Origin of the sequence: Streptomyces sp. NPDC007901 (genome assembly GCF_042959465.1) — a bacterium.
In the GTDB taxonomy this organism is placed as follows: domain Bacteria; phylum Actinomycetota; class Actinomycetes; order Streptomycetales; family Streptomycetaceae; genus Streptomyces.
Genome location: NZ_JBIBKW010000023.1, coordinates 49,291 through 72,333, shown reverse-complemented (window position 1 = coordinate 72,333; position 23,043 = coordinate 49,291). Strand labels below are relative to the sequence as shown.

Below are 23,043 nucleotides of genomic sequence, written 5' to 3'. Positions count from 1 at the left end.
CGCGCAGGGTCAGCGCAGGCTGCTCGTCAGGCGGTACGAGCCGGAGGGCAGCAGGTAGCAGGCGATGCCGTCGGCGTGCCCGAGGAAACGCACGCCGGCCACGCTGGACAGCGGGGTGCGTCCTTCTCGGACGGAGTCGGCGGAGACGGCTGTGAGTCGCAGCGTGGCCTCGCTGTTGGCCGGGACCGTCAGGTCGTACGAGAGGGTCGCGCCCGAGTCGCCGACCCGCCACTCGCTCCTGATCTCGCCGTACGGCGACTGGTGTGTGCCCGCGACATGGGTGATCTTGCCGGTGGGGTCGATGTGCGGTTGCAGCACGAAGCGCTTGAAGCCGGGGCTGTCCGGGTCACGGGCGATGCCGGCCATGTAGGCGTACATCCACTCCATGACCGCGCCGTACGCGTAGTGGTTGAAGGAGTTCATGCTGACCGGGCCGAACCCGTCCGTCCTGGAGTAGGAGTTCCAGCGCTCCCAGACGGTGGTGGCGCCGCCTCGCACCGAGAACAGCCAGGACGGCAGCGCATCCTGGTGCAGCAGCTCGTACGCCAGGTCCGAGCGGCCCTCGTCGCTGAGGACGGGGGCGAGGACGTTGACGCCGAGGAAGCCCACCGACAGCGTGTTCTCTGCGTACTTGACCCGGCTGCTCTTCGGATGGGCTGCCTTGTAGGCCGCGTCGTTTCCGATGTTGTCTGCCAAGTGATCGACAAGGGCGCGGCGTTGGGCCTCGGTGTCGTAGAAGCCGAGCTTGAGGACCCACAGCAGGGCCGTCTGGCTGTTGTCCTCGGTCTTCTGGTCGGGGTCGGAGCCCGGTTCGATCGGGGAGGCGTCGCCGAGGCTGGACTTCAGGGTGACCGTGCCGTCCTCGGTGCTGAGGTACGTGGTGATGAACGCCCTCTTGATGTCGCCGAAGAGCTGCTCGTAGGCGGCGGCCTCGGTCGGGCGGTCGGTGGCTCGGGCCATCTGTGCCATGAGGTGGGCGGCATAGCCGTAGTAGACGTCGCTCATGAGCTGGGCACTGGTCTTCTGCGGGGCGAGCCAGTCGCCGGTGAGGGAGCCCTGTCCGGCGTAGGTGTCGCCGGTCTGCTCCCGGATCCAGTCGAGGTAGCGGGTCATGGCCGGCCAACTGCTGTCGACGACGGCCGGGTCGCCGGTCATCTGCCACAGCGTCCACGGCAGCACGACCCCGCAGTCCGCCCAACCGCTGCCCCCGCCGGGGAAGTTGTAGCGTCCGCCCGGGGCGACGCCGGTGAACTGGGCCTTGTCCTGGCCGTAGATGGTCTGGGAGTCGATGACGGTGTGCTGGAAGTGGTCGAGGAAGGGACCGGCGTCCGCGTTGTACAGGCCCGTGATGGCGAAGACCTGGGTGTCGCCGGTCCAGCCGAGGCGTTCGTCGCGCTGCGGGCAGTCGGTGGGCACCCAGAGGTAGTTGCCGCGCTGGCCCCAGCGGATGTTGCTGATGAGCTGGTTGGTGTCGGCGTCGTCCGTGGTGAGGGTGCCGGTCTCGTGGATCGCGGAGGTGGCGACCTTGCCGGTCAGGCCGGTGATCGTGACCGTCTCGGTCGAGGTGACGGAGACGTACCGGAAGCCGTAGAAGGTCAGGGAGTCCTGGTGGGTCTCCCCGTGGCGGTCGCCCTTGAGGATGTAGGTGCTGGTGGCCTTGGCGCTGCGGAGGTTGGCCCGGTAGACGGAGCCGTCGGGGCCGTCGGCGCCGGCGCCGCTGTCGTTGAGCATCTCGCCGAACCGGAAGGTGACCTGGGCGCCTTCCGGGCCGCGCAGGCTGTAGCGGGGTACGCCCACCATGTTCTGGCCCAGGTCGAAGATCGCGGTGTCGCCGGCGCCGATGGTGACGTGGGCGGAGACCGCCCGGTGCGGGTCGCTCACCGTCCGGTCGGGGTCGACGACGACTCGGCCCTTGCCCTCGCCGGTGACGCCGGTGCAGACGGTGATCGACTGCGGTCGGCGGTCCCAGCGGTTCATCAGCCGGGCTGTCTCGGCCGGGTAGGCGAGCAGCTGGGCGTGCGGATACCTGGTCTCGTAGGGGACGCGTTCGGTGTCCGACCAGGCGGAGTCGTCGAAGCCGGACGACGTCCAGCCGGGCAGCTCCGCACGGGCGTCGTAGGTCTGGCCGTCGTAGATGTCGTCGGCCCGGTAGGGGCCGGTGTCGGTGGCCTTCCAGGAGCCGTCCGCCCGGGTGACGACGGACTCGCTCGTGCCGTCGGTGTAGCGGATCAGCAGCCTGGCCTTGAGGGCGAGGGCGTTGCCGTCCTCGGAGTAGTAGGTGCTTCCCTCGGAGATACGGCCGTTGTACCAGCCGTTGCCGAGGACGGCCGCCAGGGTGACGGCCGGTTCCCGGGCCACGAGGTGCGTGACGTCGTAGGTGAGGTAGTTGGCGCGCGCGTCGTAGTTCGTCCAGCCGGGGGCGAGCAGTTCCAGGGTTGCGGCGCCGTCCTGCGGGACGGTCACCTGGTGGCCGCTGACGTGGAGGTCGTAGACCCCGAGGGCGGAGACGTAGAGCCGCGCGTCGCGGACCCGGCCCCGCAGCGGGGCCTCGGTGCGCAGCATCGGGGCGCCTGGCGAGTTCGGCGTCTTGCCCGTCATCCCGATCCACTGCGCGTCGTCCCAGCCGGTGACGCCGTCCGTGCTCATCAGGCCCGTCTCGAACCAGGCCACGGGTCCGCTGCCGAGCCGGCGGCCCGCGGTGTCCCAGACGGTGACGGTCCAGTAGTAGCGGGTCGAGGCTTGAAGGGGCCCGCCGCCGTAGCGGACGGCCACCGAGGTGGCGGACCGGACCCGGCCGCTGCTCCAGACGTCGGCCCGGCCGCCGGTCAGCTTCCCCGGCGAACTGGCCACGGCGATCTCGTACGCGCCCTGGCTCCGCCCGCGTCCGACGGCCCGCATCCGCCAGCCGAAGCGGGGGTGCGCGGCGTCCACGCCGAGCGGGTCGGTGCGGTGCTCCACCGTCAGTCCGTACACGGCGCCATCCTCCATGGGGCGATTCGGTGCGGCCTGTGCCGTCGTGCCGCCGGTCAGGGCCGCCACTACCGGCACCGCGCCCGCGGTCGCCGCGAGCAGGGTCCGGCGGCGGGGTCCCGTCGTGCGCTGTCTGCCATCGTCTCCGCTTCCTCTCCCGTCAAGCCGCACGTCGCCCCTGTCGCGCTCGTCATGACTCACTCCGTCTTCCTCTCGGTCGCCGGCACCGCGCTCACGAGCCGGCCTTGTAGTCGGTGTCCATCTCCTTGAGGAGCTTGTCGGGCGTGGACTGCCCGCTGAAGATCTCCTGGAGGCCGCTGAGCATGGTCTGCTGCACCTTGGGGTTGGGCCAGCGCTGGTCCATGAAGGGCACGGTGCGGTTCGCCCGGATGAACGTGGACAGTTCGGTGAGCGAGGGGTCGACCGCGAAACCCGTGTCCGGGAGGGAGGGCAGGCCGCCCTGCTTCTTGGCGAACAGGTTCATGCCCTCGGGGGCCATCACGAAGTCCACGAACTTCAGGGCCAGTTGGGGGTTCTTGGCCTTGGCGTTGACGCCGTAGCCGGCACCCGCAGCGGCCGGGATGACGGTCTGGGAGGGCTCGTCCGTCGCCGGGAGCGCCTTGAGGGTGAAGGTGCCCTGCGGGTTCTTCTGCTTGAGGAGGGCGATGACCCAGTTGCCCTGGACGATGCCGAGCGTCTTTCCCGTGGCGGCAAGCTGCTGGCTGGCCTCGTAGTTGGTGCCCAGCGGGTTCTTCTGGAAGCAGCCGGTCTTCTCCATCGTCACGTATTTGTCCAGTGCGGTGGCCCACGGCGACTGAGCGAAGGTGGTCTGTCCCGCCTGCATCTTCTGGTCGAAGTCACGGTCCGGGCCGTAGACGGCGGTGGCGACCAGCGAGTAGAGCACGAGCTGGGTCACCCAGTTGTCCTGGATGCCCAGTGCGAACGCGGGGGTTCCCTTCGCCTTCGCCGCCCGGCAGAAGGCCAGCAGCTTCGTCCAGGTGTCCGGCGGGGTGAGCCCGGCCTTCTCCATGGCCTGCTGGTTGTAGACCGCGCCGATGCCGTTCTGCCCGAAGATCGCGGTGTACGTCTTGCTCTGGTACTGGGCGACGCTCTTGATCGCCTGGGGCATCTTCGCGGCCCAGGCCTGGTCGGAGAGGTCGCGCAGATAACCGGGTTTGGCGAGTACGTAGGTGGCGCCGGGGTTGCCGTTGCCCGGCCAGACCGACATCACGTCGGGTGCCGTGCCGGAGGCGAGCTGGGTGCGGATCTGCTGCTGGTACTGGTCGGCACCGCTGGTGGTGTACCGGACCTTGACGCCCGGGTTGGCCTTCTCGAACGCCTTGACGACGTCCTCGACAGAGCCCTGGTCGACCGAGGCAAGGGTCAGCGTCTTGGAGCCGCCGCCACCGGAGCCCCCGGCCTTGGTGCCGCCGCTGCAGGCGGCGAGCAGGGTGGCGGCCGTCGTCGTGGCGACCAGAGCCGTGAGTGTGCGTGTCTTCATGGTGTCTCCCTTGAGGAGCAGAAGGCGGGGCGTCATCCCCGCAGCCCTCCGGCAAAGCCGTTGATGATGCTGCGTTGCAGGAGGAAGTAGACGAGCAGGACGGGCAGGATGCTGATCACCAGCGCGGCGAAGATGAGGTTCCATTCGGTGACGTACTGGCCGACGAAGCCGGCGATCGCGACCGGCATGGTCTGCTGGGCGCTGCCGCTGAGGTACAGCAGCGGGGTGAAGAAGTCGTTCCAGACGGCGACCGCGTTGAGCACCAGGGCGGTCACGGTGACGGGTTTGAGCATCGGCAGGACCACGTGGCGGAAGCCCTGCAGCGGGGTGCAGCCGTCGATCAGCGCGGCGTCCTCGAAGTCCCGGGGCAGGGCGCGCAGGAAGCCGACGTAGAGGAAGACGGTGAACGGCACCTGGAGGCCCGAGTAGAAGAGGACCAGCGCCCAGGGGGTGCCGAGCAGGCCGAGGTCGCGCATGGTCTGGTACAGCGGGAGCGAGGCGAGCTGGAAGGGCAGCACCAGGCCGAGCAGGACGAGCAGGTAGGTGCCCCGTGACCAGCGTGCGGTGACGCGGGCCAGCGGATAGGCGGCGAGCGAGGAGACGGCCAGCACGATCACGACGCTGCACGCCGTCACCAGCACGCTGTTGGCGAGCGCCCCGCCGAGCGCGCCCTGTTGCCAGGCGTGGGAGAAGTTCTCGAGGGTGGGTGAGCTGGTCGGGCGGATGGGGGACGAGGTGTCCGAGGCCGGGCGGACGGCGAGGTTGACCAGGACGTACACCGGGAAGCCGACGACCAGCGCGACGGCGATCATGGCCAGTTCGAGGGCGAGGGTGCGGGGGCGGTAGCGGTTCATGACGCGGCCCTCTCGCTGCGGGACAGCAGGGCGTACTGTCCGGTGGACGCGACTGCGACGATGATCGTCAGCACCACCGCGAGGGCGATGCTGTAGCCGAACTCGCCCAGCGTGAAGGCGTCTTTGTAGATGAGCGTCGACAGGGTGTCGGTGGCGTGGCCGGGTCCGCCGCCGGTCAGCGCGTACACCTGGTCGAAGAGCTTGATCCCGCCGATGATCGACAACATCAGGTTGATGGTGAACGCCGGGGCGAGCAGCGGCCGGGTCACCGACCAGAAGCGGCGTACCGGGCCGGCTCCGTCGAGCGCCGCCGCCTCGTGGATCTCCTGCGGCACCGACTGCAGGCCCGCCAGGAAGATCACCATCGAGTAGCCGGCAAACTGCCACACGATCACCCCGACCACCGCCCAGAGCGCCAGGTCCGGGCTGCCCAGCCAGTCCTGCCGCCAGGCACCGAGCCCCACGGCGCCGAGCAGGCTGTTGACCGCCCCGTCCGGACCGAGCAGATTGCGCCACAGGTATGCCGTCACGATCGGGGTGATCACGGCGGGGGCGAACAGCAGCACCCTCAGCACGTGGCGGGACCTGATGGCGGAGTTGACGCCGAGTGCCAGCAGCAGTCCCACCGCGTTCTGTACGACCGTGATCGACACGGCGATCAGCAGCGTGTGCCAGATGGCCTGGACCGCGTCGCCGTCACGGAACATGTCGGTGAAATTGCGCAGGCCCACCAGGGCGTAGTGGGGATCGAGGCCGTCCCAGTCGGTGAACGCGTAGTACACACCGCGAGCGCTCGGCACCAGGACGACGAAGGCGAACAGCAGCAGGGCCGGCGCCATGAACCACCACGGAGGCGTGGTACGGGCACGACGGACCGAGACCGCGGGGGCACGGTTTGGAGGGTGGCCGCGGTCCGGGAGTTGGGCGTTCGGGGCGAGAGTCACAGGCGGACCTGCTTCCTTGAAACGTTTCAAAGAGCCCCGGTGAGGGGTGCATCGGCTGGACGGGCTGAGGTACCTGCCGACTTCTTGGGTTGTGGGATACAGGCGACGCCGAATGACGCACCCTCGGCGGTCCAGCGGGTAACGTTTCCCACCAGGTGTTGCCAGACCCTAGAGAGCGCTCTGCGTGACGTCAAGATGCCGCGCACGCTGCAGGATTGTTACGGTTGCGCGGCAAACAGGGCGGGCCCGGCCAGAGAGCTGCCCCTTACCGAGCTGGCGGTTCGTCCGTACACTTTCCGCCAACGTTGCCCACGGCGTCGGAGGAAGTCCTATGGAGCCGCCTGCATCGCCCCGCCGCGTCACCATCGTCGACGTCGCCCGTCACGCCCAGGTCTCCACCACGGCCGTGTCCAAGGTGCTTCGCAACGCGTACGGTGCCAGCCCGGAGATGCGGGCGAAGGTGCGCCGGGCGATCGACGAGCTGGGCTACCGGCCCCTGGCGGCCGCGCGGGCGTTGCGCGGTCAGACGTACACGATCGGCGTGATGCTGCCCGACATCCGCAACCCCTTCTTCCCCGAGATCCTCGACGGCATCACCGGCTGCCTGACGGACACCGAGTACCAGGTCCTCCTGGGCCCGGGCTGCAACGGCGAAAAGGAGGAGGCCCGGGTCATCGAAGCCATGATCGACCGCGGTATGGACGGCCTCGTCCTGGTCGCCCCCGTCTCGTCGCGCACCCGTCTGGAGGATGTCGCCTCCGTCGTGCCGACCGTCGTGGTCGGCCGCCACGGCCACTCGCCGGTGTACGACACCGTCGCGGACGACGACGTCGCGGGCGCGGCCCTGGTCGTCGGTCACCTGGCCGAGCTCGGGCACCGCCGGATCGCGCACATCGAGCACCACGAGACCGATCCGACACGCATCGCCGAGATGCCCAACACCCAGCGCGCCGACGGATACCGGCAGGCCATGCGGAACCTGGGCCTGGCCGAGGAGATCGACGTCGTCTCCACCAGCTACACCCAGCAGGGCGGATACGACGGCATGCAAGAGCTGCTCGCGCGCCCCCGGCAGCCCACGGCCGTCTTCGCAGGCGCGGACATCGTTGCCATGGGTGTCCTGGATGCGCTCACCGAAGCCGGCCTCTCGGTGCCCGGTGACGTCTCGGTCGCGGGTTACGACAACACGACCTTCGCGGCGTTCGGCCCGATCTCCCTGACAAGCGTCGACCAGGCCGGCCACGAGCTCGGCCGGAACGCGGCCCGGCTCGTCCTGGAACGCATAGCGGACCGCGGCAAGCCGCCGGTCCAGGTCAAACTCTCCCCCTCGCTGGTGACGCGCCGCACCACGGCCGCGCCGTCGGCATAGGTCGGTTCGTCAGGGTGGACATCGGCGGCGGATCGGCACAGCGAAGCGATCCCGGGCACTGGGGCCGTTCCGGCAGGCAGTGCTGGTGCTGCGCTGGTTCCGCGAGCGAGGGTGCGTGCACTGCCCGGCCCGCGACGCCGGTGTCTCCCAGGCCACCGGCTGCCGCTACCTGCACGAGGGCATCGACGTGCTCGCCGACCAGGCCCCAGACCTGCACGCAGTCCTGACCCGATGTCAGCGAGAAGGCATGACGCACGTCATTCTCGACGGCACACTGATCGAATCCGACCGCCTTGCCGGCGTCCGTGAGAACGGCAACGACCTGTGGTTCAGCCAGAAACACAAGGCGTTCGGCGGCAACGTTCCGTTCCTGTCCGCCCCGGACGGCACCCCGCTGTGGGTCTCCGACGTGGAGCCCGGTTCCACCCCCGACATCACCGCCGCGCGTATCCATGCCCTGCCCGCGCTGTACAGGGCGGCGGCCGAGGGCCTGCCGACCCTGGCGGACAAGGGCTACATCGGTGCGGGCATCGGCATTCGCATCCCCGTCCGCCGTCCAAGAGGCAAGTCCGAAAAGGCACTTCACGTCGACACCCGCATGTTCAACGCGTTGCTGCGGCACGTGCGAGCCCTTGGAGAGCGCACCGCCGCCGAGCTCAAGCAGCGGTGGCGCACCCTGCAGCACGTCACGCTCAGTCCCAGTCGGATCGGCGACATCGCCCGCGCCGCCCTGGTCCTCAACGGAGTCTGGAAGTGATCACCGCTGGAAAACCTCACTGTGGACCGACCAGCAATCTGGAGGTTGAGGTGATGGCCCTGCCTGACCAGTCGCGTCAGACAGGGCCCCGCGGGGTGCGGCGCACTGGTCAGGCCGGGTGGACGCGCTGGAACAGCCGCCCGGCGAGGTCGATTCCCACGACCGTGCCGGTCTCGTCGCGGGTGAAGAAGCCGCGCTGCCCCGTCAGGCCGCCGTCGGTGACGATGTAGTCGTCGGCCCCGCCGGGCAGCAGCCCGAAGTCGGCCGGCGGCAGGTCCGGCGGCAGCTCGGTGCCCGCGGACGCCCGGAGCTCCGGCTTGATCTGCACGGCGAGCTTCGGTCCGGCCTCGTCCATGCTGATGGTGAGCATCATGGCGTCGATCTCGTAGTTGCCGGCGAACTCGCGGATCCGCGCGGGGTCGTAAGGGAGCGGCTCTGGGTCCCGGTCGGCAACCCCCAGGTAGTGCTCGAGCGCCCAGCGGACGATGACCTGGTTGCAGGCCGGCCCGCTGTCCGGGCCCGCGTTGGAGGCCACGGCGACGGCGAAGCCCCGCTCGGGCACCGTGAGCAGCTCCGCGAACTGACCGTTCGCCGACCCACCGTGCCCGACGACACGAACGCCGTCCACGTCGCGCAGGAACCAGCCGATGCCGACGGCATCGCCCATCGAGCTGGAGCGCAGCCCGACCGTCGGCTCGGCCATCCGGTGCAGTGTCTCCGCGGACATCACCCGGGCGCCACTCTCCGAGCGGCCGTCGCCGAGGTGGAACCGGGCCCACCGGAGCTGGTCCGCGACCGAGGAGACGATGCCCCCGCCGGGGTTGTTGCCGCGGGAGTCCTTCCACCGCCGCGCTACGGCCAGGGCGCCGTCCTCGCCGACGTTGTGCCCGACGGCGAACCGCCGGGTCATCACCTCGTCGCCGGCGAAGAAGCTGTGGGTCATCCCGAGCGGTTCGAGGAGCAGCGAGGCGACGGCGCGCTCATAGGTCAGACCAGTGACCTTTTCCACGATCCGCCCGGCGAGGTTGTAGCCCAGCTGGCTGTAGGAGGCGCGGGCGCCGACCGGCGCGATCAGCGGAATCCCGGCGAGCTGCGCCACGTGGGTGGCCAGCGCGTCGTCGCCGTCGCCGGTGTCGGATGCGGTCCGGACGTTGAGCCCCGCGGTGTGGTTGAGCAGGTTCCACACAGTGATCCGGGTCGCGGCCTCCTCGTCTGGGAGTGCGAACTCCGGAACGTACCGGCGCACCGGCGCGTCCAGCCCGACCTGGCCGGCCTCGACCAGGCGCATCAGCGCGGTCGCCGTGTAGGTCTTGGTGACCGAGCCCAGCCGGAACAGCGTGTCCTGCGTGACCGGCAGCGGGTTCTCCAGGTTCGTCACGCCGTGGCACGCGAAGACCTCCCGGCCGTCCACCCATACCCCGACGGCAACGCCGGGGATGCCGAACTCCGTTGCCTTCGCCTCGACGAAGGCGGCCAGCGACTCCTGTGACATTTCTTGTCCCCCTCTTCCGCTCCCGCAGCCGCGTGACTTGCACCGCGTTCAAGTCGAACGTAGGGCAAGACTTGAACGCAGTGCAAGTGGCTTTTTGAACTTTGTGCAAGTCGCGGCCCGATGCCCTACCGTGGCCACATGCCCCGCGACACGCTGACCCGCGAACAGATCGTCCAGGCCGCCGTCGAGCTGCTGGACGCCGAAGGCCTGGAAGGCCTCAACATGCGCGCTCTGGGCAAGCGGCTGGGCTCCGCGGCCACCGCGGTCTACTGGCACGTCGGCAGCAAAGACAATCTCATCGCCCTCGCCGCCGACCAGGCATGGAGCGAGATCGCACTGCCCGACCTGACCGCCACCGGCTGGCGGACCGCAGCTGCCGCGGCGGCCAATGGCCTGCATGCAATGCTCACCCGCCACCCCTGGCTGGTGCAGGCCTTCGGCTCCTTCTTGATGTTCGGCCCCGCCAAAGCCCGCTACGACGACCACACCCTCGCCGTCTACGAGGCCGCCGGATTCACCGGCTCGCTCACCGACCAGGCGGCCGCCACCGTCTTCACCTTCGTGCTCGGCAACGCCCTCGGCCCGGCCGCGGCGGCCTCGCTCTCGAGAAAGCTCAGCGGCGACGGCAACGCCGAGCAGCTGATGCGCGACAGCATGGCCGAAGCCCGCGAGATCGCAGCGCAATACCCCCGGCTACGCGCCCGCCTCGAAACCCCCGCCGCCGGCTACGCCACGGCTCCGGACGACACCTTCGCCCTCGGCCTCCAGGCCCTTCTCGACGGCCTTGACGCCCGACTCGCCGGCCGACGCGCGAGCACCGCGCCCGGCGAGTAGGCGTAGTCATGACTCGCGCAGTCGATCCGCAACCGACGACTGTGCTTTATCGGTTCGCGGAGACATTTTACCGGGTTCCTTGCAGAAAGCCCCGGCGTTCACGCCGGGGATGAATGCATCTCAAGACTGCTCTGACGTGTACTTTAGAGCGGACGTTTCTGCTGCTCAATGTATTGGCGGACGATTGCCAACGGCACACCGCCGCACGATGCGGAGAAGTAGGAGGGCGACCACAGGTGTCCGTGCATGATGGCGCGGTTGATCCTGCCGGTGAACTCTCCCCCAGCCTTCGGCCGGGAGGTGCCCCCAGCCGTATCCGCCGGGCGGAGACGCCCTTGAGGCTGTTGACCAGCTTGGAGACGGCGACCTTCGGCGGGTAGTCCACCAGTGTCGATGCGATCTCGAACACGGTTGCTCGTTTCGCGCGCAATTCCAGTGGAATGTGATCTTCTGTCGCGAGTGGCCGCACGGCACTAATACGGTGATCGATATGCAGCTTCGCTACAACTACCGGGTCTACCCGGACGCCTCCCAGCGCCGTGCGCTGGCGAAGGCGTTCGGGTGCGCCCGTGTTGTGTGGAACGACTGTCTGAGTGAACGCAGGCAAGCACACGCGGCGGGACTTCCGTACGTGAAGTCGGCCGAGCTGTCCCGGCTTCGCATCACCCAGGCCAAGCGCACGGAAGAACGCGCCTGGCTCGCCGACGTCTCCGCGGTCGTCCTGCAACAGCCCCTTCGCGACCTCGACACCGCCTACAAGAACTTCTTCGACTCGGTCAAGGGCAAGCGGCAGGGCCGGAAGGTGGGGCCGCCCCGGTACAAGTCGAAGAAGGACACCCGGCAGTCGATCCGCCTCAACACCAACGCCTTCTCCCTCCAGGGCGACGGCACGGTGTACGTGGCCAAGGTCGGCAACCTCAAGGTCACGTGGTCGCGCCGGCTTCCGGCAGCCCCGACTTCTCTCACCGTCACCAAGGACAGCTCCGGCCGGTACTTCCTCAGCTTCGTCGTCGACACCGAGCCGGACATCCTCCCCGAGACGCAGACCGACGCCGGCATCGACCTGGGCCTGTCCGCGTTCGCGGTCCTGTCCGACGGGACGAAGATCAGTGCCCCGCGTTTTCTGCGCCGGGCCGAGAAGAAACTCAAGCGCCTTCAGCGGGAGCTGTCCCGCACGGCCAAGGGATCGAAGAACCGGGCCAAGGCCCGTATCAAGGTCGCGCGCCAGCACGCCAGGGTGGCGGACCGGCGCCGGGACTTCCACCACAAGGTATCCACACGGATCATCCGCGACAACCAAGCGGTGTATGTGGAAGACCTCGCGGTGTCCGGTCTGGGACGCACCCGGCTCGCCAAGTCCGTGCACGACGCGGGATGGTCCGCGTTCGTCAAGGGTCGTTCATACAGTCTTCCTGCAGCTTGCTGCTGAACAGGTAGCCGTGCTTGACGCGGATATCAGAAGGGCACGCCCGCGCGCTTGGCGAGGCGCGTAAGCCTCGGGTTGCTGCGGCGGTGCAGTGAGGTCAGCACGCGCATCAGCTCCTGGCTCGTCGGGTGGACGCGGGCCATCTCGGGGGCGATGTTCCAGGCTTCTTCGAGGGCTTCGAGAGCGGAGTCCCGGTCGCCCAGGGCCAAGTGCGACCGTCCCAGGTTCATGTGCAGTGGTCCGATGCGGGTCGCGGGCAGTGAGGTGCCTTCCCGGATGAGGTCGTCGGCGGTGTCCAGCGCTCGGCGGTGCTGGTCCATGTCGGAGTACGTCGAGATGACGTGGGTGGCGGTCTGGTCCGGCCCGAAGTGGATGCCGTGCTCGTCGGCGTCCGCGCCGTACTCCTCGGCCGTGCGCCATGCCGCCCGGATGTGCTCCCCGGCGGCGGCATCGTCCTTGAGCCGGCCGGCCAGGGTGAGCCCGCGCAGGTGCAGGATGCCCAGACCGAAGGCGCGGTCACGCCCCTCCAGCGTCGACTCGGCCTCAACGATCGCGCGGTCGACGATCGCCATACCGCCCGCGAAGTCTCCCGAGTTGAGGAAGGTCCCAGCCTCGTCCCTGGCAGCCACGGTGGCGGCGATCGGGTGAGCACGCTCTGAGGCCAGCCTCTGCTTCATGACGGCCAGTTCAGCAAGATGCATCCACCGGAACCTGGCGGCGAGCCAGTACACCACCGAATAAGCGTCAGCGACCCGGGTCCACGCGTCGGGCGATTGGGTGGCGTGTGCGTAGTTGGTCGACTTCGCCAGCACTGCGGGCAGCTCCTGGAGGACTGTCCCCAGCTCGGTGCGGTAGCGGTGCTCGTTCAGCCGGTCCAGTTCGCGCGGGAGGTCTTCGGGATGTGGTGGTGGGGCGTCCGGGATGTCGAAGCGCCGGATGGCGTAGTTGAGCGCGGCCAGGCTCGCCTCGTCTGTCTTGGCGACGGGTTCCGTGCCCAGCAGCTCATCGAGGGTGAGTCCCATGGCCTGCGCGAGGGACGCGGCGATGCCCTGGGTGAGGGCTCGGTCGCCGATCTCGATCTTGCTGAGCAGTGAAACCGACACGCCTGCCCGCCGGGCAAGGGCGACCTGGCTGAGGCCGCGTGCCTTGCGGCAGACGGCGACGTTCGTACCGGGTCCGGGAATCCTGATCGCGCTCATCCTGTACGTCTTCCCCGCTCGACGTCCGTTGCGTCCCATCGTCTCACTCCGCCGTTCCCGCACCCGGCCGTTGTGCAAGAGCTGTGCAAGTTGGTTGTGCACAGCGGCAGTTCTCTTGGGTGACACACGTATGCCCAGGTGGGACGAGGACTCATGACACAGATTGAGAAGCCAGCCACGATGCTCGATCACGGCACCCTGCCGTACCCGCAGGGCACGCTCGTCGAGGACAGAGCCTCGGGACGCACGGGTGAGCTCCAGGATGTGATCGAGGAACGGCTGAAGGACTCCGGCCGGGTCATCAGTCAGACCGCGTACATCCGCCCGCGAGGGGGTGGCATCGAGTGGGACACCCCTTTGGACCACGTCCGGCGCGCCGAGACCGATTAAGCGTCCCTACGAAGCGCGCGGCCCTCGTCGTCCCCGGTGACGTGATCGGCTACTAGGGTCAGTGGCGCAGGGTGAAGACGGTGAAGGCCGACCGGGGACCGATGGGCGGGCTGGCTGTCGTGGTCACCTGGGAGGAGGGCGGTACCGCACGCTTCCCCTCCGGGGACGAACTCCTCCTCGGCGAGCAGGACGCCGACTGACACGTCTTTTCCGCGGGTGAGCGGTGTAGGTGGGCACGTCGCCGGCCGCAGAGACTTTGGGCAGTAGCTGCCATGGGGCGAGTGAACAGGGGGCCCTACGCTCGCCCGGCGAATCGGGCAGGTACTGGACCTGCCCGCTGGTGTGCCCGACGGGCCCCCTGTTCTTCGAGGCTCGCCCCAGGGGAGCTGCGTAAAGTCTCGGAGGCCGTCGACCCCCAGCCCACTCGCCTCGGGCCCACTGCGGCCCGGGGCATCCGGCGCCCGCACGGGACCGGCGGTCACGCCGCACGCCCGGCCGGGGCGGCCGAGTGGCCCGGCGCGCCGTAGGCGCGCCCTTGAGGAAGTAAAGGCTGTTTCGACCGATGCGGGGTCGCCGCCGTCCGTTCCCAGTGGAAGTGATCTGCTGCTGTAGTCCTGATTTGGGGCTTCACTTCCGCTGGAACTGCCTGACCCCCAGGCGTCCCGCTGTAAGTGGTTGCAACCCAGCGGCGTTGTAAGCGGTGCCTTGTGGATCTGGTGCTGGTGCGGTGAGTTGGGGCCGATCAGATCCGGTGGGACGAAACCCCTCCTTCGAGCGGTCGCGTCGTTCGGCGCGATCACCAGGAAGGGGGTGTGGCGCACGTCAGCTGATCATGTGGTGAGGAACCGTGAGGTCCTCGTTGGCGAATAGACCGGGAAGGGCGGTCGGATCCTCTCCAAGACAAGCCTCAGCGACCATATCGATGAGCCGGTCGTAGTCGGGGCCGGTCTTGCCCTCGTAGGCCTCGGTCATCCGGCCCCACTCGTCCCAGGGCAGCATCTCCCGCTTGCAGAGGGCCGCAAGGTCGCGGACAGCATTGCCGCTGATCTCGGCAGGTCCCCAGGCGTGATCGGTGCCGAACACCCCGAACAGCTGTGGATCGATCAGCCCCTTGCGGTGCTGTATCCACGCTTCGCCGCCGGTCAGGAACTCGCCCGGTGCGAGGTCTTCCGGGCGCTCGACGTAGCCGTGGTCGAGATGTTCCGTGTCGACGCGTACCCAGCGCCGTTCGTCGGCGTTCCAGTACTCGGTGATCCAGTGGTCGACGCCGCGTCCGTTCAGGAAGCAGGTGCCGAAGCCGCACCTGGCCCTGGAGGGGATGTCCCGCGCCCGCAGGATCGCGCATGCGATGGTGGCGAAGTGGCGGCACGTGCCCACCACCCTTGTCTCGGGTGTCCGGGCGTGGTCCAGGGGAGCGGGGTCAAGCGCGGTCAGCGTGGCGACCAGTTCGTTCACCGGCCGGATGTTCTTCTCCGTGAGCCGCTCTCGGGGAAGGCCGAGCGCGGCGGCGTCGGTCGGCTGGATGACCAGGCTCTGTACGGCAGCACAAATGCCGACCGGGTCGGTCGGCAGGCCCTTGATGAGCCCTAATTGGTCGGCGGCAAGGCGAGTGAGCGGACCGGGCCGGGAGTAGTCGAGCGTGTCATCGGTCATGACCGGGGATCGTAGAGGGCCGGTCTGACACAAGGACCGCTTTGCTCAGTTCCACCGGGACTCGCTCACTTCGCCGAGCAGACCCAACGGGAAACCCTCAGAAGCAATGGGAACGGACAGCCGCGCTGCGGCACCGTGCTCTGTCAGACCCCGCTGTCATCATGTAAGGACGAGCGACAACCGAAGCGAATGGAGCAACGCCATGGACTGCCGCGACCCACCAACACCCCTGACCCGGAGGCATACACAGGTTGCCTGCACAGCGTTCCCAAGATGATCAACGCACACGCGCCGTCAGACGACAGGCGGCGAAGTTCCCGGCACGGATAGGACCGAAGAGCGCGGCACGGCTCGCACGGCTCCTCGGCCCTCATAACGATGACTGACGGCTAGTCGAGCGGGTTGGGCTCGATCTCTATGCGGTCGAAGTCCAGCCCCTGGCCCCGCTTGCTGATGGGATGGATGATCACGGCGGCGAACAGGAAGCGGAAGACGGCGTTCATGCGGGCGTAGTCCTTCTCCTCTTCCAGCCGTCGCCAGTTCTTCCGCGCGTCCGGTCCGACGATGCCTTCGAGCACCGCTACGGGCCGCTGCACGGTACGGCGCTGCCGCTCCTTGATCCTGTCCTCGATGACGCGGCGCATGGACCGGTACTCCGGAGTCGGGATCTCCTTGGACAACCACATCTGATTCAGCTCCGCGAGTTGCGCGGCGTCGTCCTCGTCGGCGGCCACGTCCTGTGACGGCCGGGTGGTGGTTGCGGGCTGGCGGCCAGTGATGTCGAGCTTCTCCAGCACCTCAAGGGCCACGTCCCGGGTGAAGGCTTCGAGCGGCTCGGCGGTGATGGCGCGCGTGCAGCGCTCCTGGCCGTAGGCGGCGGCCCGGGTGCACCAGTAGATCGGCTTCACCCGGTTGCTGCTGCCCGACATCCGCATGCCACAGGTGCACATCACCACCCCACGCAGCAGGTAGTAGCGGTGCCCGGCAGTGCTCTTGCCGCTGTGCGCAGCCCGGTAGGCACGGAGCTGCTGCGTCTCCTCCCACTGGCCCACATCAATGAGCGCGGGCCACTCGCCCATGCCGATCCGCTGTCCCCGGTGCACCTGGATTCCTGCCACGTACAGCATGGACAGCAGATTGCGGACCTTGTTGGGCTGCCACTGCGCCCCCTCGGCCGTCGTGAGCTGCCGTGCGTGCAGATCCTTGGCTATGGCGCTGGCCGTCTCTCCGTCCAGGAAGCGACGGAAGACCTCCCGGACGACCTCGGCCTCCTCCTCGATCACGGTGCAGCCGTCCTTGGCGTAGCCATAGCGGCGTCCACCGTGCGGCTTCCCGGCGCGGGCCCGGTCCTCCAGCGCTGAGCGGGTGCGGCGGGAGGTGTCATCGGAGGAACGGCAGGCGTGCGCCAACTCGATGCGCAGTATGAACCGGTCGTCCGGGTCCGACAGGTCCTTGCGGTTGGCCTGCCCGTGCAGCACCACGTGCTGATCGTCCGCGATGGTCAGCAGCTCTTCGAGGTCCTTGGGCTGCCGCATCAGCCGGTCGGGGTGGTAGACGATCACATGTTGGTACGCACCCTCACCCATCCGCACCAGTAACGCGTCCCAGCCCGGCCACTTGCGGTTGCGCCGCCACGCGGAGCGGTTGTTGTCCACAAACACATCCGCCACCCGCGCCCCCAGCCGCTCCGCCACCTCCCGGCAGATCCGTTCCTGACGGTCCACGCCCGTCTGGTCGTCGTCCCCAGCCTGCGAGATTCCGGCAGTAGATCGCCGCATCCTCACGAACTGCGTTGTTCCGCCTTGCCGTTGCCGCCTCTCGAGTCATATCCAGACTGTATGAACGACCACTGACATTCGTCGGCATGCTGGAGTACAAGGCACTCAGGCACGGCCGTACCTTCTCCAAGGTGGACCGGGCCTTCCCCTCTTCCCAGGTCTGCTCGGCCTGCGGTTTCCGGGACGGTCCGAAGCCTCTCCACGTCCGCGAGTGGGCGTGCGCCGAGTGCGGCACGGTGCACGACCGCGACCACAACGCAGCCCGCAACGTCCTCGTCGAAAGACGCCGTATCGTCGCCGCCGGACGGGCGGAGACGCCAAACGCCCGTGGAGTGCCGGTAAGACGGGCACACGTGCCCGCGCAGCGCGGTGAAGCAGGAAGCCCCCGGAAGGGTCACACGACCCAGGCCGGAATCCCCGGACTTCAGGCCAGGGAGCACGTCAAAGCCGCCACGCTGATCACTACGGCAGCTACGGTGTGTTCGAAACCGGCGACGGTGCGGTCTGCCGCGACCACCCCCGCGACTGGTTCTCCACCCTGCTCGTCGCGTTTCAGACCATCGACACCCGGACCATCACGGTGTCCCTCATGAACGGGCACGAGTCGACGGGGATCCAGATACTCGCCCGCAAGCCCACATCGGCATGAACGCCACTCAGATCCACAGGGTTTGACTCACCCACCTCACAGGGAACACGCACCCAACCAGATCGAAAAGGCGCTCTGGCTCCTTCTGGAACAAGGGTGTGGGGGCGGCGTGTTCGGTTGAGGGCGCGTTCCCCGTGTCGTGACGCCTTCCAGCCGGCAGACCGGTGGCCTACCGGCGGCCGGGCTGCGCCTCGCCCGTCAGGACCCGGGCTACGCCCTCACACGGCCGGCAGTGCCGGGCCGGGTCAGTTCTCAGCTCGCCGAAGTTCGTCGTCGTGCTCGCGCAGCCGGACACTGACCCTTGCGGTGGTGAACAGCGCGACGCCTACACCCGAGAGAGGGACGGACAACACCAGGGCAGCCAGCGGTGCTGGCCAGTCCCGGTCCGAGGCGCATTGCAGCGCCTTCTCGTGCGCGATCTCGGAATCCTCGAAGTAGAGGTCCCGGGGCTCGGAGTTGAACGGGGAGGAGCAGTCCACCGCGTTGTGGGTGGAGGTGTACGGAGTGAAAACCTCCCAGGCTGCGTACGCCCAGAACAGAAAAGCGCAGACCAGAAGCCCGATACCCCAGCCCTGGAGCCGGTCCGCCCGCATCCGGAAGTTCTGTTCGACTGCCAGTGGGTGCACGTGAGACTCCTCAGGCCGAAGTTGAGTGGCCCGCAGACTCTACGGAGCAGCGCGCAATGGCCGGGCAGGTGGGCCAGCACGGCCGGACACAACACCAGGCGGCGTCCGGCAGTTGCTGGGCCCGTGGGGTGCCGCGCGGTCCTCACGCGCCCTGCGTACGGCGGCCGCACGCGAGGCCGCGCCCGCACGTCGGCGCCGGGCACGGGCCGCCGAGAGCGCGGCCGATGCATCGTCCGGCACGGCCTCGGGTGCGGGGAACGCCCGGGCGATGAGCTCGCACATCACCCGGGCCTGCCATTCGGCCGCGTCCACGATGCCCTGGCCGACCAGGCCTGGCGGGGCCACTTGTCGGTGGGAGGCGACGGATCGGTGGTGGCCGTCGCTGGCCGACTCCCGTGTCCTCACGGGATCTTGGGGGGGGCGGCCGCCGCCCCTAGTCGACATCGTGGACGCCTTGCCTACCGTGCGGACCCTCCTTGCCGGCCGTAGGCGTCTGAGCCATAGCAGCCCGCAGGGGCGCCGCGGCACGCGGGCATCTATCTCACATGCCGTGTGTCTGCCGTCCCTCGAGTTCCCGCTTGGCCGCAAACGCCTTCGCCAGCACCGTGGTTCGGTAGGGATTCGTGGCGTCCAGGGCCGACGCCACCGCAATCGCCTCGTCCAACAGCGCCAGTTGCTGCTCGGGCAGCTCCCGCACCAGCGACGACGCGCTGGCCTCCACCAGGACGTACGCCAGCTTCGACCCGTACGCCTCCGGTTCGACCTGCGTGAGCAGGCGGTAGATCCGCAACCCTTCGGTGCCGCGTACCACCCGCCGGTTGGCACTGAGCAACTGGACCCTCGCCCGCATGACCATGTCCTGATCCATCGATCCCCCTCCGTTCTCCCACCCCCACCTGCACCCGTCCCGCGACGAGACAGCACGACGAACGCATCGACACCCGAGAGCGGATGCCGACACGGACGTCGGAGAGTGGATGACGACGAGTCTGCGGCCGGGCCACCACCCCGGACAAGCCTGAACGGACGTGCGCTCCGTCCTACCGAAAACCACGTCCGAGCAGGCATGATGGACCTGACACTCACTCAAACCCCTTCCCCCACCGCAGCGCGACGCCGAGCGGCGGGTCTCCGCTGCCGAGGAACGCAACCAGCCGGTGGTCCGTAACGGGACAGAACACCTCTGGCGGCGCCAGACCTGCGCTCCCTCGATCGGTTCGGGAAGTCCGGGAATGCACCGTTGTCAGTGGCGGGAGGCAGGATGCCGGTCATGACGACACCTGCAGCAGAGATCGTGGATGCCGGCGCCTACACACAGGCCGTCCAGAACGCCGTCGGGGCGGCGGCCGCCTACTACGCGGGCGGCACGTCGCCGCTGGACGACGACGCCTACGACCGCCTGGTGCGCGGGATTGCCGCGTATGAGTCCGAACATCCCGAGCAGGTATCGGCCGACTCCCCCACCGGGAAGGTGGCCGGCGGCGCGGTGGAGGGCGATGTCCCGCACACGGTGGCGATGCTGAGCCTGGACAACGTGTTCTCCCCAGAGGAGTTCACCGCCTGGACCGAGTCCCTCGCCCGCCGCATCGGGCACGAGGTCACCCGCTTCCACGTCGGCCCGAAGCTCGACGGGCTCGCTATCGCCGCCCGATACACCGGCGGTCGGCTCACTCGGCTCATCACCCGCGGTGACGGGACGGCCGGGGAGGACGTCTCGCACGCGATCGGCACCATCGAAGGCCTGCCCGAGCAGCTGGCCGAACCTCTCACCGTGGAGGTGCGCGGCGAAGTCCTGATGACCAGCGCCCAGTTCGAGTACGCCAACACCGTGCGCGTCGAGCATGGCGGGCAGCCGTTCGCCAACCCGCGCAACGCAGCGGCCGGCACCCTGCGGGCCACCGAGCGCCTCTACACGGTGCCGATGACGTTCTTCGGCTACGCACTCCTCCCCGTACCCGGCACCGACCCGGCGCTGGCCGAGCAGCTGACCGCGTCCGCGCACGGCGACCTCATGCGCCTGGTCGCGGAACTCGGCGTACACACCAGCGCCCGCACCGACGTCCCGGGCACCGTCGCCGAGAGCGTGGAGCAGGTCCTCGCCCGGGTGCAGGAGATCGGAGCGGCCCGTGCCGGGCTGCCGTTCGGGATCGACGGCATCGTCGTCAAGGCCGACCTCGCCGCCGACCAGCAGGCCGCCGGATCCGGATCCCGCGCACCGAGATGGGCGATCGCCTACAAGCTCCCGGCCGTGGAGAAGATCACCCGGCTGCTGGAGGTGGAGTGGAACGTCGGCCGCACCGGGATCATCGCCCCGCGCGGCGTCCTCGAACCGGTCGTCATCGACGGCTCCACCATCACCTACGCCACCCTGCACAACCCGGCCGACATCACCCGCCGCGACCTGCGCCTGGGCGACCAAGTCATGGTCCACCGCGCCGGCGACGTCATCCCCCGCATCCAGGCCCCAGCCGCTCACCTGCGCACCGGCGACGAGCAGCCCATCGCCTTCCCCGAGGCCTGCCCGCGCTGCGGATCGGACATCGACCGGAGCGAGGAACGCTGGCGGTGCACACAGGGCCGCAACTGCCACCTGGTCGCCTCCCTCACCTACGCCGCCGGCCGCGACCAGCTCGACATCGAAGGACTAGGCACCACCCGCGTCGTCCAGCTCGTCGACACCGGCCTCGTCACCGACCTCGCCGACCTGTTCACCCTCACCCGCGAGCAACTGCTCGGCCTGGACCGGATGGGCGACACCAGCACCGACAACCTCCTCACGGCGATCGCCACGGCCAAACAACAGCCGCTTTCGCGCGTGCTGTGCGCGCTCGGTGTGCGCGGCACCGGCCGCTCCATGTCCCGGCGCATCGCCCGCCACTTCGCCACCATGGAAAACATCCGTGCCGCCGACGCGGAGGCGATGCAGCAGGTCGACGGCATCGGGGTGGAGAAGGCTCCCTGGATCGTCGACGAACTGGCCGAACTCGCCCCGCTCATCGACAAACTCGCCGCAGCAAACATCAACATGACCGAGCCGGGCGTCACCCCGCCCGCCCCGTCCGACAAGGTGAGCACCGACGGCGAGAGGCCCGTGGCCGCCACGGAGGCGGGTCCGCTGGCCGGAATGACCGTAGTCGTCACCGGCGCGATGACCGGCTCCCTGGAAAAGCTCTCCCGAAACGAGATGAACGAGCTCATCGAACGCGCCGGTGGCCGCTCCTCCTCCAGCGTCTCCAAGAAGACCACCCTCGTGGTCGCCGGAGAGAACGCGGGCTCCAAGCGTGCCAAGGCCGAACAACTCGGCATCCGACTCGCCACACCCGACGAGTTCGCCGCTCTGGTCGCCGGCTACCTCAACTGACGCTCCGGCACAGCATGTTCCGCAGCTCACAGCGGCCTGTACGACGTGAACGAGGACAACGGCACGGCGGTTGACCGTTCATCCGCACGTGACCCAGTGTCCCCGGGCCTCACCCATTGCCCATGGGGACGATCGTCCAATTGAAGCCCCATGGAGCCTGCCGCCGAGAGGCGACCGCCCTCCGCACGTCACCACCCACGGCCCCGGCTGGTCTCCCCCGTCCAGCCGGGGCCCCTTCACGCCCCGATCCCTGCCACGGGAAAGATGGAGATTCCACGCGGCCAGCAGCACCACAGAGCTGTACGGCGCTACGAGAGAGTCACGGCGAACCCGGTTCATGCAGTTCCCGTTCGCTGCACACTATGGTTCGGGGGGATGCGTCATGACATTGACTGGACGCATGGGGGTATCACTGCGTCTGGTACTGGCGACGGTCGTTGCGGCTGTCGCGGTTGCGGTGCCGGCCGTCCTTGCCCCACGGTGTCCGCAGCGGCCGCTCAGAGGTGGCCGTCCAGGAACTTCCGTACCTCGGCGGTGGTCATGGGCCCCGTGCCGTGCGCCACCGCCTCTCCCTCCTTCAGCAGGACGTAGGACGGGGCTCCGGTGATCCCGTATCGCTCGGTTGCGGCCGGACAACGCGTGATGTCGGCGCGGACGACCGTCAGGCGGCCCGTGTAGTCGTCGGCGATGCCACCCACGACGAGGTCCATCACCCGGCAGGACTCGATTGCCTTGGGCCATGTCCCGGTGAAGTACGCGAGGACCGGAACTCCGCTCATCCCGAGGATGAAACTGAACTCCGCGTCCTCACGGGGTCGGTGAACCCGCTTCGTCATGGAAGCTCCTGACCTCACGTTCCGTCATTGCATCCCCATCATCCCTCGCGCGGTGTGCCAGGCCGGCCCGGTCGGTCGTCCGGCTGACCTGTCGGAAGGGAGGCACAGGGTCGTCGCAGAACCACGATGGTCCCCGGCTGCAGCCCGCCGCGCGCCCGTGGGTCAGCTCGTGCCAGGACAGCGCCCTCCACGATGACATGTAGCCGTTTTCCAGGGCATAGCGGGCTAATTCACCGTCCAGTCGAACCGTATCCGCCACCGCGCTTCCCAGAGACAGCGCCCCCGACGGGCCTCCTGAGGCCTTGTCCGGTCTTCACATCAGCCCCCGGTCTCAGCTGGCGAATACCGCTCTTACCCGGGCCGCATCAGCCAGCTGATGGCACACGGTCGCGGACGGTCGAAGT

At 68.6% G+C, this 23,043-nt stretch carries 17 protein-coding genes and 4 pseudogenes; 9 read left to right on the top strand and 12 right to left on the bottom strand.

The annotated features are described in order from the left end of the window. Positions 1-9: 9 nt before the first annotated feature. The 4 genes from ACFZDK_RS45760 to ACFZDK_RS45745 all read right to left on the bottom strand — a co-directional run bounded on the left by ACFZDK_RS45760 (position 10) and on the right by ACFZDK_RS45745 (position 6,164). Positions 10-2,988, bottom strand: a complete 2,979-nt coding sequence (locus ACFZDK_RS45760) for a family 78 glycoside hydrolase catalytic domain (RefSeq protein ID WP_390982398.1) — start codon at positions 2,986-2,988, stop codon at positions 10-12. A gap of 214 nt (positions 2,989-3,202) precedes the next feature. After that, positions 3,203-4,471 carry an extracellular solute-binding protein gene (locus ACFZDK_RS45755; RefSeq protein ID WP_390982395.1) on the bottom strand — a complete coding sequence of 423 codons (1,269 nt, stop codon included), beginning with the start codon at positions 4,469-4,471 and terminating at the stop codon, positions 3,203-3,205. Between the two features lie 32 nt (positions 4,472-4,503). Continuing rightward, on the bottom strand, positions 4,504-5,325 hold the full coding sequence (locus ACFZDK_RS45750) for an ABC transporter permease subunit (RefSeq protein ID WP_390982392.1): 822 nt from the start codon (positions 5,323-5,325) through the stop codon (positions 4,504-4,506). Continuing rightward, the gene (locus ACFZDK_RS45745) at positions 5,322-6,164 is read right to left on the bottom strand and encodes an ABC transporter permease subunit (protein ID WP_390982388.1); all 843 of its coding nucleotides are present in this window, start codon (positions 6,162-6,164) and stop codon (positions 5,322-5,324) included. Before ACFZDK_RS45745 ends, ACFZDK_RS45750 begins: the two co-directional genes overlap by 4 nt. Before the next feature lie 436 nt (positions 6,165-6,600). Here ACFZDK_RS45745 and ACFZDK_RS45740 point away from each other — a divergent pair, with 436 nt between their 5' ends. Together ACFZDK_RS45740 and ACFZDK_RS45735 are read left to right on the top strand one after the other, a co-directional pair. Further along, complete coding sequence (locus ACFZDK_RS45740) at positions 6,601-7,638, top strand: substrate-binding domain-containing protein (protein ID WP_390982385.1); 1,038 nt, start codon at positions 6,601-6,603, stop codon at positions 7,636-7,638. 22 nt (positions 7,639-7,660) lie between these two features. After that, positions 7,661-8,395, top strand: a pseudogene (locus tag ACFZDK_RS45735) (transposase family protein); the annotation flags it as partial. Positions 8,396-8,504: 109 nt separating this feature from the next. On the opposite strand, the gene ACFZDK_RS45730 reads toward ACFZDK_RS45735, so the two are convergent. Continuing rightward, entirely contained in the window at positions 8,505-9,887 is a 1,383-nt protein-coding gene (locus tag ACFZDK_RS45730) for a serine hydrolase (protein ID WP_390982383.1), read from the bottom strand. Positions 9,888-10,025: 138 nt separating this feature from the next. On the opposite strand from ACFZDK_RS45730, the gene ACFZDK_RS45725 reads away from it, so the two are divergent. Continuing rightward, positions 10,026-10,721: a TetR/AcrR family transcriptional regulator C-terminal domain-containing protein gene (locus tag ACFZDK_RS45725; protein ID WP_390982381.1), complete on the top strand. Its 696-nt coding sequence runs from the start codon at positions 10,026-10,028 to the stop codon at positions 10,719-10,721. A gap of 143 nt (positions 10,722-10,864) precedes the next feature. Here ACFZDK_RS45725 and ACFZDK_RS45720 read toward each other — a convergent pair. Further along, positions 10,865-11,109 (bottom strand): annotated as a pseudogene (locus ACFZDK_RS45720) (transposase); the annotation flags it as partial. Positions 11,110-11,211: 102 nt separating this feature from the next. On the opposite strand from ACFZDK_RS45720, the pseudogene ACFZDK_RS45715 reads away from it, so the two are divergent. Next, positions 11,212-12,111: pseudogene (locus ACFZDK_RS45715) on the top strand (RNA-guided endonuclease InsQ/TnpB family protein); the annotation flags it as partial. Between the two features lie 65 nt (positions 12,112-12,176). Here the strand turns inward: ACFZDK_RS45715 and ACFZDK_RS45710 are convergent. Then, entirely contained in the window at positions 12,177-13,346 is a 1,170-nt protein-coding gene (locus ACFZDK_RS45710; RefSeq protein WP_390982379.1) for a helix-turn-helix domain-containing protein, read from the bottom strand. Between the two features lie 153 nt (positions 13,347-13,499). Between ACFZDK_RS45710 and ACFZDK_RS45705 the strand changes: the two genes are divergently transcribed. Together ACFZDK_RS45705 and ACFZDK_RS45700 are read left to right on the top strand one after the other, a co-directional pair. Then, positions 13,500-13,736, top strand: a complete 237-nt coding sequence (locus ACFZDK_RS45705; RefSeq protein ID WP_054230435.1) for a hypothetical protein — start codon at positions 13,500-13,502, stop codon at positions 13,734-13,736. A gap of 71 nt (positions 13,737-13,807) precedes the next feature. Then, the gene (locus ACFZDK_RS45700) at positions 13,808-13,936 is read left to right on the top strand and encodes a hypothetical protein (protein WP_390982375.1); all 129 of its coding nucleotides are present in this window, start codon (positions 13,808-13,810) and stop codon (positions 13,934-13,936) included. Positions 13,937-14,558: 622 nt separating this feature from the next. Here ACFZDK_RS45700 and ACFZDK_RS45695 read toward each other — a convergent pair. After that, positions 14,559-15,389 (bottom strand): transglutaminase domain-containing protein, encoded by an 831-nt coding sequence (locus ACFZDK_RS45695; RefSeq protein ID WP_390982372.1) that lies wholly within the window; start codon positions 15,387-15,389, stop codon positions 14,559-14,561. A gap of 389 nt (positions 15,390-15,778) precedes the next feature. After that, positions 15,779-17,113, bottom strand: coding sequence for a recombinase family protein (locus tag ACFZDK_RS45690; protein ID WP_390982369.1), 1,335 nt, complete (start codon positions 17,111-17,113; stop codon positions 15,779-15,781). A 131-nt stretch (positions 17,114-17,244) separates the two neighbouring features. On the opposite strand from ACFZDK_RS45690, the pseudogene ACFZDK_RS45685 reads away from it, so the two are divergent. Together ACFZDK_RS45685 and ACFZDK_RS45680 are read left to right on the top strand one after the other, a co-directional pair. Next, positions 17,245-17,592 (top strand): annotated as a pseudogene (locus tag ACFZDK_RS45685) (zinc ribbon domain-containing protein); the annotation flags it as partial. Between the two features lie 53 nt (positions 17,593-17,645). Beyond that, positions 17,646-17,816: a hypothetical protein gene (locus ACFZDK_RS45680; protein ID WP_390982601.1), complete on the top strand. Its 171-nt coding sequence runs from the start codon at positions 17,646-17,648 to the stop codon at positions 17,814-17,816. A 245-nt stretch (positions 17,817-18,061) separates the two neighbouring features. Here the strand turns inward: ACFZDK_RS45680 and ACFZDK_RS45675 are convergent, their stop codons facing one another. Together ACFZDK_RS45675 and ACFZDK_RS45670 are read right to left on the bottom strand one after the other, a co-directional pair. Beyond that, positions 18,062-18,442, bottom strand: a complete 381-nt coding sequence (locus tag ACFZDK_RS45675; protein WP_390982366.1) for a hypothetical protein — start codon at positions 18,440-18,442, stop codon at positions 18,062-18,064. A 541-nt stretch (positions 18,443-18,983) separates the two neighbouring features. Then, a complete protein-coding gene (locus tag ACFZDK_RS45670; RefSeq protein ID WP_390982363.1) occupies positions 18,984-19,310 on the bottom strand; it encodes a hypothetical protein in 327 nt (108 codons plus the stop codon). Between the two features lie 402 nt (positions 19,311-19,712). Here ACFZDK_RS45670 and ligA point away from each other — a divergent pair, with 402 nt between their 5' ends. Further along, the gene (gene ligA, locus ACFZDK_RS45665) at positions 19,713-21,803 is read left to right on the top strand and encodes an NAD-dependent DNA ligase LigA (RefSeq protein WP_390982360.1); all 2,091 of its coding nucleotides are present in this window, start codon (positions 19,713-19,715) and stop codon (positions 21,801-21,803) included. Positions 21,804-22,300: 497 nt separating this feature from the next. On the opposite strand, the gene ACFZDK_RS45660 is transcribed toward ligA, so the two are convergent. Further along, positions 22,301-22,639 carry a thioredoxin domain-containing protein gene (locus tag ACFZDK_RS45660; RefSeq protein ID WP_390982357.1) on the bottom strand — a complete coding sequence of 113 codons (339 nt, stop codon included), beginning with the start codon at positions 22,637-22,639 and terminating at the stop codon, positions 22,301-22,303. Positions 22,640-23,043 lie beyond the last annotated feature (404 nt).

What these genes read in the sequence shown, in the direction of transcription:
- ligA (WP_390982360.1), top strand. Translation starts at nt 19,713, where the DNA reads ATGACGACACCTGCAGCAGAGATCGTGGATGCCGGCGCCTACACACAG.
- ACFZDK_RS45710 (WP_390982379.1), bottom strand. Translation starts at nt 13,346, where the DNA reads ATGAGCGCGATCAGGATTCCCGGACCCGGTACGAACGTCGCCGTCTGC.
- ACFZDK_RS45730 (WP_390982383.1), bottom strand. Translation starts at nt 9,887, where the DNA reads ATGTCACAGGAGTCGCTGGCCGCCTTCGTCGAGGCGAAGGCAACGGAG.
- ACFZDK_RS45760 (WP_390982398.1), bottom strand. Translation starts at nt 2,988, where the DNA reads ATGGAGGATGGCGCCGTGTACGGACTGACGGTGGAGCACCGCACCGAC.
- ACFZDK_RS45725 (WP_390982381.1), top strand. Translation starts at nt 10,026, where the DNA reads ATGCCCCGCGACACGCTGACCCGCGAACAGATCGTCCAGGCCGCCGTC.
- ACFZDK_RS45705 (WP_054230435.1), top strand. Translation starts at nt 13,500, where the DNA reads ATGACACAGATTGAGAAGCCAGCCACGATGCTCGATCACGGCACCCTG.
- ACFZDK_RS45740 (WP_390982385.1), top strand. Translation starts at nt 6,601, where the DNA reads ATGGAGCCGCCTGCATCGCCCCGCCGCGTCACCATCGTCGACGTCGCC.
- ACFZDK_RS45695 (WP_390982372.1), bottom strand. Translation starts at nt 15,389, where the DNA reads ATGACCGATGACACGCTCGACTACTCCCGGCCCGGTCCGCTCACTCGC.
- ACFZDK_RS45750 (WP_390982392.1), bottom strand. Translation starts at nt 5,325, where the DNA reads ATGAACCGCTACCGCCCCCGCACCCTCGCCCTCGAACTGGCCATGATC.
- ACFZDK_RS45660 (WP_390982357.1), bottom strand. Translation starts at nt 22,639, where the DNA reads ATGACGAAGCGGGTTCACCGACCCCGTGAGGACGCGGAGTTCAGTTTC.
- ACFZDK_RS45670 (WP_390982363.1), bottom strand. Translation starts at nt 19,310, where the DNA reads ATGGATCAGGACATGGTCATGCGGGCGAGGGTCCAGTTGCTCAGTGCC.
- ACFZDK_RS45745 (WP_390982388.1), bottom strand. Translation starts at nt 6,164, where the DNA reads ATGGCGCCGGCCCTGCTGCTGTTCGCCTTCGTCGTCCTGGTGCCGAGC.
- ACFZDK_RS45755 (WP_390982395.1), bottom strand. Translation starts at nt 4,471, where the DNA reads ATGAAGACACGCACACTCACGGCTCTGGTCGCCACGACGACGGCCGCC.